The organism is Aminobacter sp. P4_H6_2, assembly GCF_056400805.1.
The window spans coordinates 1-11291 of record NZ_JBFUKO010000117.1 but is presented as its reverse complement, the minus strand read 5'-3'; the positions used below and the strand labels follow the sequence as shown (position 1 = coordinate 11291).

The following is an 11291-nucleotide window of genomic DNA, read 5'->3' as shown; positions in this document are numbered from 1 at the left end:
GGTCAAGGCGGTCGCCTGAGCGAACTTGCCTTGTGAATTGGCAGCCGGGGTGCTTTGTGACCCGGCCGCAAAGCGACATATCACCCGCCGTCACGGACCGGCGGGGCGAGATTGAGGGTCCGTGACTGAAGTATGGGGTGGAGACACATGCGCACGCTGATCGAGAATTTGAATTTCGCCTTCACGGTCGACAAGGATGACACGGTACTGCGCAACGCCAGCATGGTCGTGGAAAACGACCGGATCGCCGACATTGGCCCGGCAGATGAGGTTGCGGCGCGCCACAAGGGCAAAAGCTTCGACAAGGTCATCGACGGCACGATGCTGGGCCTCTGCCCGGGCTTCGTCGACAGCCACGTGCATTTGTCGGAGACGCTGTCGCGCGCGGTCTTCCCCGATAATCTCAACACCCGCGCCTGGGTGTTTCATTGGGCCAAGCCGTTCTACGCTCACATCACCGAAGAGGATGAATATTGGGGCGCGCTGCTCGGCATCACCGAGATGCTGCGTTGCGGCACCACATGCTTCCTGGACATGGGCTCGCAATACGATCCCGGTGTCGTCATCCGCGCCATGGAAAAGACCGGCATCCGCGGCATCACCGGTCGCCACGCCGCCGACAATCGTCCGGCAGAGCTGCCGCGCGGCTGGACCGAGGAGATGGCCGACCACCACTTCTTCCCCGACGCGCAGTCGGCGCTGAAGGTGCTGGAAGAAAACGTACTGCGCTACAACAACACGCTCGATGGCCGTGCCCRCTGCTGGGTCAACATCGAGGGCAAGGAGCCCTGCAGCCTTGAACTGCATGTTGGTGCGGTGAAGCTTGCTGAAAAGCTAGGCGTTGGCACCACCTACCACCTCGCCACGTCGATTGAGGAAGCCAAGGTCTGCGAAAGCAAGTATGGCTGCTGGCCGATCACCCGCATCGACCGGGCCGGCGGCATCGGCAAGAACCTTGTCATCGCCCATGGAGCTGCCGTGTCGGACGAGGAGGTTAAGCTGCTCGCTGAACGCGGTGCCAGCGTGGCCTTTTGCCCATGCTCGTCGTTCAAGCTCGGCAAGGGTGCGACTGCGATAGGCAAATACCCCGAGATGGTCAAGGCAGGCGTCAAGGTGGGTCTCGGCACTGACGGTGTGTCGGCTGCCGGCAACATGAACCTGATGCGGCAGATGCTGGTCGTTGCCGGCATGTTCAAGGACGCCCGGATGCAGCCCGACATCTTCACCGCAAGGCAGGCGCTGCGTGCCGCGACCATCGAAGGCGCACGCGCCTTGATGTGGGACGACGAGATCGGCTCGCTAGAGATCGGCAAGAAGGCCGACTTCATCTTGTTCGACCTCGACCATGTCGAATGGACGCCGTTCTACGATCCGCTGCAGGCGCTGGTATTTTCAGCTTCAACCGCCTCGATCACCCAGACCTGGGTCGACGGCAAGGTGCTTTATGCTGACGGCAAGGTGCAGGGCGTCGATGAACCGGGCATCCGCCGCAAGGCGCGCGAACTGGCGGCTGCTGCTGTGGTTCGCGCCGGCCTGCACGAGCATGGCGTCGAAACGACCACGACGCTGTACGACGAAGGTAACTGACGCACAGCGCTTCCGCAGCTGACGCGGCGGAAGCGCTTGGCTGCCTGTAGAAGCAATGCGTTCGCAGGCTGCATGGGAGAGATCGGCCGTAGCCTCAAGGCACCGGCCGGCGCCGACGGAGCAACCCCCCAGGAAACTCTCAGGCAAAAGTGACCATGCAGCTGAACGATCTGGAGAGAGGCACTTCGAGTGCCCACCGAAGGGGAAAGCCGTGACGGCAAGGCTGTCGCGGTTAAGCTCTCAGGTACAGCGACAGATTGGGGACAAGCCGCGGGTTTCGGCCCGCTCCCAACTTTGATCGCGGAGAGTGAAATGCCTCATATTGCCGTCATCGGCGCCGGTATCACCGGCGTCACCACCGCCTATGCGCTGTTGGAGCGCGGCTATTCCGTCACCGTCATCGATCGCCAGCGCTACGCCGGCATGGAAACGTCGTTCGCCAATGGCGGCCAGCTGTCGGCCAGCAATGCCGAGGTTTGGAACCATTGGTCGACTTTGCTCAAGGGCATCAAGTGGATGCTGCGCAGCGATGCACCGCTTTTGATGAACCCGATGCCGACCTGGCACAAATATGCCTGGCTCGCCGAGTTCGTCTCCAACATCGCGAATTACCGTGACAATACCGTGGAGACGACGCGGCTGGCGATTGCCGCGCGCAAGCACCTCTTCGCAGTTGCCGAGCGCGAGAACATCGACTTCGACCATGTCCAGCGCGGCATCCTGCATTTTTACTGGGACAAGCCGAGCTTCCAGCATGCGCTGAAGGTCAATTCGATGCTGGTCGAAGGCGGCCTCGACCGCCGCCCAGTGACGGCGTCAGAAGTGAAGTCGATTGAACCGACGTTGCATGGCGATTTCCATGGCGGTTTCTACACGCCGTCGGATTCGACCGGCGACATCCACAAGTTCACCTACGGTCTTGCCAAGGCCTGCGAGCGGCGTGGCGCGCGTTTTGTGTTCGACGCTACCGTCAATCGCATCGCCCGCGATGGCGTTTTCTGCATCGGCTACACGACGGGCGGCGTCGATGGCCAGCCAGTTGACAGGGTCGCCGAGGCCGACGGCATCGTCGTTTGCGCCGGCTCCGCCAGCCGTCATTTCGCCGCGATGCTCGGCGACCGCGTCAATGTCTATCCGGTCAAGGGTTACTCAATCACCGTGCATCTCGACGATGAACGCAGCCAGACTGCCGCGCCCTGGGTCAGCTTGCTCGACGACCGCGCCAAGATCGTCACCAGCCGTCTCGGCGAGGGGCGCTTTCGAGTCGCCGGTACCGCCGAGTTCAATGGTATGAACCGCGACATCCGCGACGACCGCGTCAAGCCGCTGGTCGACTGGACACGGATGCTGTTCCCCGAAGTCGATACCAATCGCGTTGTGCCGTGGGCCGGCCTCCGGCCGATGATGCCCAACATGATGCCAAGGGTCGGCAAGGGCCGGCAGCCGGGTGTTTTCTACAACACCGGCCATGGCCATCTCGGCTGGACGCTGTCCGCCGCCACCGCCCAGATGGTCGCCGAAACCATTGCCGGCGAATTCCGTACCGACGCTGCGATCGCGGCCTGATTTCCGGGAGTTGAAACGATGAACATGATGAGCCGGATGATCGACACCGTTTCGCTATATGGCCTTCGCGTTTCTCGCGAGCTGCATGACTTTGTTGTTTCGGAGGCTTTGCCTGGAACTGGGGTCGATGCCGCAAAGTTCTGGGAAGGTTTTGCCGAGATCGTCCATGATCTTGGGCCCAAGAACCGGGCGCTGCTCGAAAAGCGCGACGACTTTCAGCTCAAGCTCGATGCCTGGTATCGCAAGCATGGCGCGCCGCACGACATGGCGGCCCACAAGGCGTTTTTGAGCGAGATCGGTTATCTCGTGCCGGAAGGCCCAGCCTTTGCTGTCACCACCGACAATGTCGACGCCGAGATCGCCACCGTCGCTGGGCCGCAGCTGGTCGTGCCGGTGATGAATGCGCGTTATGCGCTGAACGCGGCGAACGCGCGCTGGGGTTCGCTCTATGACGCGCTTTATGGCACCGATGCGATTTCCGATGCCGATGGCGCGGAGAAGACCAAGGGCTACAACCCCAAGCGCGGCGCCAAGGTGATTGCCTGGGCCAAGGCGTTTCTGGATGAGTCGGCACCTTTGTCTGAAGGCAGCTGGGCTGACGTCACCGGTCTTTCGGTCGACGCTGGCAAGCTGGTGCTGACGGCGGCATCCGGCGTGGTTGCCCTGCGCGATGCAAAACAATTCGTTGGTTATCGCGGTGCCGGGGAAACAAATTCCGATGCGGTGGTGCTGGTGAAGAACGGCCTGCATGTCGAGGTGGTGATCAACCGCGACAGCGCGATCGGCAAGTCTGACCCCGCCGGCATCTCCGACATGGTGCTGGAATCCGCTTTGACCACCATCCAGGACTGCGAGGATTCGGTCGCAGCGGTCGATGCCGAAGACAAGGTTTTGGTCTACCGCAACTGGCTCGGCCTGATGCGCGGTGATCTGTCGGAGACTTTTGACAAGGGCGGCAAAGCTGTCACTCGCAAGCTCAATGGCGACCGTTCCTACACCGGTCCTGATGGCGGTGTCGTGTCGCTGCCCGGCCGGTCCTTGATGCTGGTGCGCAATGTCGGCCACCTGATGACCAATCCGGCCATCCTCGACCGCGACGGCCATGAAGTGCCGGAAGGCATCATGGATGCGGCAATCACCGCCTTGATCGCCCTGCACGATGTCGGCCAGAACGGCCGTCGCATGAACTCCCGCGCGGGTTCGATGTATGTCGTCAAGCCGAAGATGCACGGCCCCGACGAAGTCGCCTTCGCCGTCGAGATCTTCGACCGGGTCGAGCGCCTTGTCGGCATGCCCCGGAAAACCATCAAAATGGGCATCATGGACGAGGAGCGGCGCACCACCATCAATCTCAAGGAGTGCATCCGCGCCGCCAAGGAGCGTGTGGTGTTCATCAACACCGGCTTCCTCGACCGCACCGGCGACGAGATCCACACCTCGATGGAAGCGGGTCCCATGGTGCGCAAGGGCGACATGAAGCAGGCGCCGTGGATCTCGGCCTACGAGGCCTGGAACGTCGACACCGGACTCGAATGCGGTCTCTCCGGCCATGCCCAGATCGGCAAGGGCATGTGGGCGATGCCTGATCTGATGGCAGCGATGCTGGAGCAGAAGATCGCCCACCCACGCGCCGGCGCCAACACCGCCTGGGTGCCGTCGCCGACGGCGGCCACGCTGCATGCCACCCACTACCACAAGGTCGATGTCCATGCGGTGCAGGCCGAGCTGAAGTCGCGCCCCAAGGCGCGCCTCGACGACATTCTTTCCGTGCCTGTCGTTGTCCGTCCCAACTGGACGCCCGACGAGATCCAACGCGAGCTCGACAACAATGCCCAAGGCATCCTTGGCTATGTCGTGCGCTGGATCGACCAGGGTGTGGGCTGCTCGAAGGTGCCCGACATCAACGACGTCGGGCTGATGGAAGACCGCGCCACCTTGCGCATCTCCTCCCAGCACATCGCCAACTGGCTGCGCCACGATGTCTGCTCGCATATCCAGGTGATGGATTCTTTGCAGCGCATGGCGGCGATCGTTGACCGCCAGAATGTCGGCGATCCGCTCTATCGCCCGATGGCGCCCGAGTTCGACCAGTCGACCGCCTTCCGCGCTGCTTGCTACCTGGTCTTTGAAGGCCGCGCCCAGCCCAACGGCTACACCGAACCGGTGCTCCACAAGCGCAGGCTTGAGTTGAAGGCCAAACAAGCCCTTTTTGGAAATCGATAGGAACTCCACATGTCCGAACTGACCCTTGCCAAGGCCAATGCCATCATCGCGGCGGCCTTTACCAAAGCCCAGGACGCCAAGATGAAGCCGCTTTCGGTGGCGGTGCTGGATGCCGGTGGCCATCTCGTCGCATTCCAGAAGCAGGATGGCTCATCGATGCTGCGCTTCGAAATCGCCTCTGGTAAGGCCTATGGCGCGCTCTCCGTCGGGATGGGCTCGCGCTGGCTCGACCAGACGGCCAAGGAACGCCCGCACTTCATGGAAGGTCTCAATGCCGTTTCCGGCGGCCGCATCGTGCCGGTGCCTGGCGGCGTGCTGATCCGGACGGTCTCAGGCGCGTTACTCGGCGCAGTCGGCATCACCGGCGATACCTCCGACAATGATGAACTCGCAGCCATTTCGGGCATCGAAGCGGCCGGGTTGAAACACCAGACAGCGTGAGTGGCGGAAGGGTATTCTTCCGCTTGACAATTTCATCTGTGATCATAAAGTGTGATCAAATTGATTGATGCCAATCAAGTCGGTGCGTTGGCTCGGGAGGAAGCCGGTCCGCGACACCATGGCGCTTGAGGGCGCGCGGTTCGAATCGCCGCGCTTCGATCCTCGGAGGAGAATATGAAGGTTGCAGTATTAGGCGCGGGCGCGGGCRGTGCAGCGTCGGTCGCAGAATTGGTCCAGGCCGGCCATGACGTCCATTTCTGGGCGCGTTCGGCGGAGACTTTGGAGCCGCACATCAAGCTTGGCGGCGTGGCATATGAAGGCAAGCTCGGGGAGGGCGTAGCCAAGCCGGCGCAGATCACCACCGATCTCAAGGCGGCGATCTCAGGCGTCGACGTGGCGGTCGTCGTTTTGCCGACCTTCTCCCATTCGGCGATTGCAAGCGCACTCGCCGCCGCTGGCTGGTCGTCGAGCAAGCCCGTCGTGCTCAATCCCGGTCACACTGGCGGCGCGCTCGAATTCGCCGAGACGTTCTCGCGCACCGGCCGTGCCGCGCCTCCCGTGGTCGAATTCTCGACGCTGACCTATGTCGCGCGCAAGTACCGTCCCGATGGCGTCACCGTTTCAGGCCGGGCCAAGCAGCTCAAGGCGGCAGCACTCAAGGGCGGGTCCGAGGTGCTGGAGATCGCCGGCAAGCTGTATCCGGGCCTCACCCCGGTCGCTGATGTGATCGCGTCCGACCTCTCCAACGTCAACATGGTCCTGCATCCGCCGGCGGCTGTCTTGGCTGCAGCCTGGGTCGAGGCGACGGGCGGCAACTTCACCTTCTATGTCGATGCCATGACACCTGGCGTCGCCCGCGTCATGAAGCAACTCGACGACGAGCGGCTGGCGGTCGCCAAGGCCTTCGGGCACGATCTGCCCAATCTCGTCGAGGAAATGAAGCTGCTCGGCACGGTCGAGGCCGATGTGGTCGACACCAGCGATTTCCGCGCGGCGATTGCCGGCGGCGAAGCAAACAAGCGCATCAAGGGCCCGGATTCGCTCGAATACCGCTATTACAAGGAAGACTTCGGCCACGGCCTGCTGCCTTTCCTTGAATTCGCGAAGATCGCAGGCGTCGAGACACCGGTGGCGCACTCGCTCTATAGCCTGGCGCAGATCGCCGTCGGCACCGACTATCGCAAGGGCGGCCGTACCGCCGAGGCGATGGGCATCGCCGGCATGTCCAGGGATCAGGTCATTGAGAAGGTAAGGGCGAAATGAGCTGGCATAACACAGTCATCGCCGTCGTCGCCGGCGACGCCCGCGAACAGGAGATCGCACGCTGCGCGGTCCGTGCCGGCGCAACCGTCCGTGCCTATGGATTCCCTTGGCCGGATGAGGGTATCGACGGAGTCTATCACGCAAAGGACGCTGCTGACGCGCTGAAGGGCGCCGACATTGCGCTGTTTCCGATCCCCGGCATTACCGCCGAAGGCGCGCTGTTTGCGCCGAAGTGCCCGGAGAAGATCATCCCGACGCGCGAGATGCTGACCGGCATGCGCAAGCCCGGCCACATCATCCTCGGCTGGGGCGATGCCAACCTGAAAGGGCACTGCGAAGCACTCGGCATCACGCTGCATGAATATGAGTGGGACGTTGACCTGATGCTGCTGCGCGGCCCGGCGATCGTCGAGGGCGTGCTCAAGGTGATCATCGAGAATACCCAAATCACCATCCATAAATCCAACATCTGCCTGGTCGGGCAGGGCACTATCGGCTCCTTGTTGACCAACACGCTTTTGGCGCTTGGCGCGCATGTCCATGTCGCGGCGCGTAACCCGGTGCAACGCGCTGCTGCCTATGCGGCGGGTGCTGAATCGCTGACGCTCGAACAATTGCCGGAATATTTGCCGAAGATGGATGTCGTCATCGGCAGCGTGCCCAAGCGGCTGCTCGAACGCGAACAGCTGGCGCTGTTGCCCAAGCATGCGCTGCTGGTCGATGTCGCGGCCCCTCCCGGCACGATTGACAGGGATGCCGCCGCCGAACTGGGGCTGAAGACCGTCTGGGCACGCGGCATGGGCGCGCGCGCGCCGATCACCGTCGGCCGCAGCCAGTGGAGCGGCATCAGCAGGCGCATTGCAGGAATTTTGGAGCAGAAGTCATGAAAGCGGATCTGGTCATCAAGAACGCGCGGGTGGTTCGCCACGACGGCGAATTCCACGGCGGTGTCGCGGTCAAGGACGGCAAGATCGTCCTGACCGGATCGGATGAGTCGCTACCGGATGCCATCCGCATCATCGACGCCGAAGGCCGCGTGTTGATGCCCGGCCTGATCGATCCGCACTGCCACCTTGGCGTCAAGTATCCTTTCGCCGAGGACATGCGCACGGAAACGGCGGCGGCGGCTTCCGGCGGTGTGACCACGGCACTGCTCTACATCCGTAACCTCAAGGAATCCTATCTGCCGTTCTACGAGGAGCGGAAGGCGCTGGGCGAGGAGAACTCGGTTATCGACTTCGGCTTCCACTTCGGCATCCAGCGCGAAGAACACATCGCCGAGATTCCCGAGATCATCGCCAAGACCGGCGTGAAGTCGTTCAAGTGCTATTTCGGCTACGAGCCCGACAATCCGATCGGCATCGTGCCGGCGACCGACGGCTGGGTCTATGCCGCGATGCGCATCCTCGCCAAGGTTCCCGGTGGCGTCATCAACGTGCATTGCGAAAACACCCAGATCGCCTCGTGGATTAAGAAGGAGATCGCCGCGACCGGCCGCCAGGATCTCGGCGCCTACACGGAATCGCGCCCGGCCTTCTGCGAAGTCGAAACCATCCGCCGCATGATCTTCCTGGCCGAAAGGACCGGCTGCTCACTGCATCTGGTCCACACCTCGGTCGGCATGGGTCCGGTTCTGGCCGCCGAGGCGCAGGCGCGCGGCGTGCATGTCACTGTCGAGACCTGCCCGCATTACCTGACGCGCACCTGCTATGACGAAGATCTCGACATGCGCGCCAAGATCTCGCCGCCGCTGCGCGACCGCAACGAACTCGAAGGCCTGTGGGCCGGCATGCTCAACGGCTCGGTCTACAGCCTCGGCACCGATCACGTGCCGTTCCTGCCCAAGAAGCTCGAAGACCTGTGGACCGAATTCCCCGGCGTCGTCAGCTTTCCGTGGGAGCTGTCGCTGATGCTGCATTTCGGCGTCCACCAGCGCGGCATGCCGCTCAGCCGCCTGGTTGAGCTCAACTCGTTCAATCCGGCGCGTCGTTTCGGCCTGTGGCCGCGCAAGGGTCATATCGATGTCGGCTTCGACGCCGACCTGGTGCTGGTCGATCTCGACGAGGAGCGTACCGTCACCCACACTGGCAAGGGCACCTGCATATATGAAGGCTGGAAGCTCAAGGGCTGGCCGGTGATGACGGTGGCACGCGGCGATGTCGTCTACGAAAACGGAGTGGTCGCCGACACCAATTACGGCCGCGGCCGCTGCGTGACCCTGCCGTCATGACAACAGCCGGCCTCGATCAACTGGACCTGGCCGGCCGGGTTTCGCTGACACCAGCACGTTTGCCGGTGCGCGAAGCGGTGGCAAGCATCGTTGCCCGCAAGGCAACGATCCGCCAGGAGCGGTTGTCGGGGATCCATAATCCGTGGGGCCATGTCATCGGTCTCACCGATCCGTGGAGCTTTCTCGACCTGTGCGAGAGCGAGGTCGTGATCAATACCGCGCAAAAGGCAATCGGCGCGGATGTCATCCTGTGGGACAGCGAGCTGTTTGTTGAAGCTAGCAGCTACGCTGAATTCTTGAGGCAGGGCCGGGAGGGCCGTTACTGGCCGGTGAGCCCGCTTGCTGGCGCAATCGTTTTGCTGCCGGTTGGTCGGGAAAACCCTCAGGCCAAGGCGATCAGCCTGGGGGAAATGAGGCCCGAAGCGCTCGACGGCTTCGATGCCGCCGAACCGCTCTATGTCATCAGGCTGATACCGGCGACGAGCCGTTTTGAGCGCGATGCAAACCATCCCGCCAACCGCGCCTGCATGGAAGAGCAGGTGCTGGTCAATTATTCGAACCGTCCGCTGTGGCTGCTCTGTGGCACCGACCGGGCGGACAACGATCTGGTTTCGGGCTTCGCGCCCGCCGTGCCCGTCTGGGCCTCAGGCGCGCTGCCCACCGAAAGAGAGGAGAAATAACTATGCCGTTCGTCGTCGTTGAGATGTGGGAGGGGCGCACTGTCGAGCAGAAGCGCAACCTCGTCAAAGCCATCACCAAGGCCATGGTCGAAGAGGCTGCCTGCAAGCCCGATCATCTGCATGTCGTGATACACGAGACTCCCAAGGACAGCTGGGGTCGCGGTGGGGTGCTCGGCATCGATATGGTGGAGCACAAGAAATGAGCCTCGAAACCCTCGATTACCGTAAGTCGGCGCTGCTGGTCATCGACCTGCAGAACGCCTTTATCCACGAGAAAGGCACGCTTGGCATTTCGGGCGTCGACACCAAGCGCCTTTCGTCGATCGTGCCGCCGCTGGCCAAGCTGATCAAGCGCTGCCAGGACACCGGCATTCCGGTTATCTGGACGATGCAGGAACACTTCGCCGTCGACCAGAACCGCGCCAAGAAGAAGCTGCTCGGCCACACCGCCCGGCGCAAGCAGGTGTCGGCACTGGCCGGCAGCTGGGACGAACAGATCATTGACGAGCTGAAGCCACTCGCCGATTTTGACCCGTCCTTCGTCATCCGCAAGCATCGCTTTGGCGCGTTCTATGAGACCCGCCTTGAAATGATGCTGAAGATGCTCGGCACCCAGCATCTGTTCATCACCGGCGCGACCACCAATGCCTGCGTCGAGACCTCGATCCGCGAAGCCTATCTGCGCGATCTCGATGTGATCGCCATCGATGACTGCGTGTCGGGCGTCAACGCTGAATGGGAAGCAACCGCCAAGCAGATCTGGAAGCAGTATTTCTGCGAGATCGCACCGTCGTCGGAAGTGCTCGACTGGATTGGCGAGCAGGTCAAGCCACGCGTCACCAACTACGGCCACCAGCTGATCATGGTCAACGACATCGACACGTCGGTTGCCTTCTACACCAACCAACTCGGTTTCACGATCCGAGCGGCCAAACCGCTCGCGGATGGGCGTCCGTTCACCGCCTTCCATCAGGGCATCGCCCTCATTCACGGCAAGGCCAGCGATCATCGCCAGCTCGACCACATTGCCTTTGAGGTCAATGACGTCCGCGCTCTTGATACCAAGCTCAAGAAGGCCGGCGTGCGCTATTTCAACGAGCTGCATGACGGGCCCTATGGGCTGACGATCTATATCGCCGATCCCGACGGCACCAAGGTGGAGCTATATCAGGTCGGCGCGACCGCCTGAGGCTTCTAAGCCACTGTGCAGTTGTCATCAGGCGCCGGGAGACCGGCGCCTGATTTGTTCTGGCGGTTTTCAGCCGATCGGCTCGTCCAACTCGGCATAAGATGGCAGGGAC

10 protein-coding genes and 1 riboswitch are annotated in these 11291 nt (G+C 62.3%); all 10 genes read left to right on the top strand.

Translation table 11 applies throughout. The features are described from left to right. Positions 1–147 precede the first annotated feature (147 nt). The 10 genes from AC1DUU_RS11605 (at position 148) to AC1DUU_RS11560 (ending at position 11179) form a co-directional block, all read left to right on the top strand. Complete coding sequence (locus tag AC1DUU_RS11605) at positions 148–1587, top strand: amidohydrolase family protein (protein WP_476783566.1); 1440 nt, start codon at positions 148–150, stop codon at positions 1585–1587. Positions 1588–1650: 63 nt separating this feature from the next. Continuing rightward, positions 1651–1753, top strand: a riboswitch (glycine riboswitch). Between the two features lie 146 nt (positions 1754–1899). Then, positions 1900–3153: a D-amino acid dehydrogenase gene (locus AC1DUU_RS11600; protein ID WP_476783565.1), complete on the top strand. Its 1254-nt coding sequence runs from the start codon at positions 1900–1902 to the stop codon at positions 3151–3153. 18 nt (positions 3154–3171) lie between these two features. Continuing rightward, positions 3172–5376, top strand: a complete 2205-nt coding sequence (locus AC1DUU_RS11595) for a malate synthase G (RefSeq protein WP_476783564.1) — start codon at positions 3172–3174, stop codon at positions 5374–5376. A gap of 9 nt (positions 5377–5385) precedes the next feature. After that, entirely contained in the window at positions 5386–5817 is a 432-nt protein-coding gene (locus tag AC1DUU_RS11590) for a GlcG/HbpS family heme-binding protein (protein ID WP_476783563.1), read from the top strand. Between the two features lie 174 nt (positions 5818–5991). Then, positions 5992–7080, top strand: coding sequence for an NAD/NADP octopine/nopaline dehydrogenase family protein (locus tag AC1DUU_RS11585; RefSeq protein WP_476783562.1), 1089 nt, complete (start codon positions 5992–5994; stop codon positions 7078–7080). Then, positions 7077–7967, top strand: a complete 891-nt coding sequence (locus tag AC1DUU_RS11580; RefSeq protein WP_476783561.1) for a dipicolinate synthase subunit DpsA — start codon at positions 7077–7079, stop codon at positions 7965–7967. The genes AC1DUU_RS11585 and AC1DUU_RS11580 overlap by 4 nt, the downstream gene beginning before the upstream one ends. After that, complete coding sequence (locus tag AC1DUU_RS11575) at positions 7964–9310, top strand: dihydroorotase (protein WP_476783560.1); 1347 nt, start codon at positions 7964–7966, stop codon at positions 9308–9310. Before AC1DUU_RS11580 ends, AC1DUU_RS11575 begins: the two co-directional genes overlap by 4 nt. Beyond that, complete coding sequence (locus tag AC1DUU_RS11570) at positions 9307–9990, top strand: resolvase (protein ID WP_476783559.1); 684 nt, start codon at positions 9307–9309, stop codon at positions 9988–9990. Before AC1DUU_RS11575 ends, AC1DUU_RS11570 begins: the two co-directional genes overlap by 4 nt. A 2-nt stretch (positions 9991–9992) precedes the next feature. After that, positions 9993–10193, top strand: coding sequence for a 2-hydroxymuconate tautomerase (locus tag AC1DUU_RS11565; protein ID WP_067969826.1), 201 nt, complete (start codon positions 9993–9995; stop codon positions 10191–10193). Then, the gene (locus AC1DUU_RS11560; protein ID WP_476783558.1) at positions 10190–11179 is read left to right on the top strand and encodes an isochorismatase family protein; all 990 of its coding nucleotides are present in this window, start codon (positions 10190–10192) and stop codon (positions 11177–11179) included. The genes AC1DUU_RS11565 and AC1DUU_RS11560 overlap by 4 nt, the downstream gene beginning before the upstream one ends. The last annotated feature ends 112 nt before the right edge of the window (positions 11180–11291 follow it).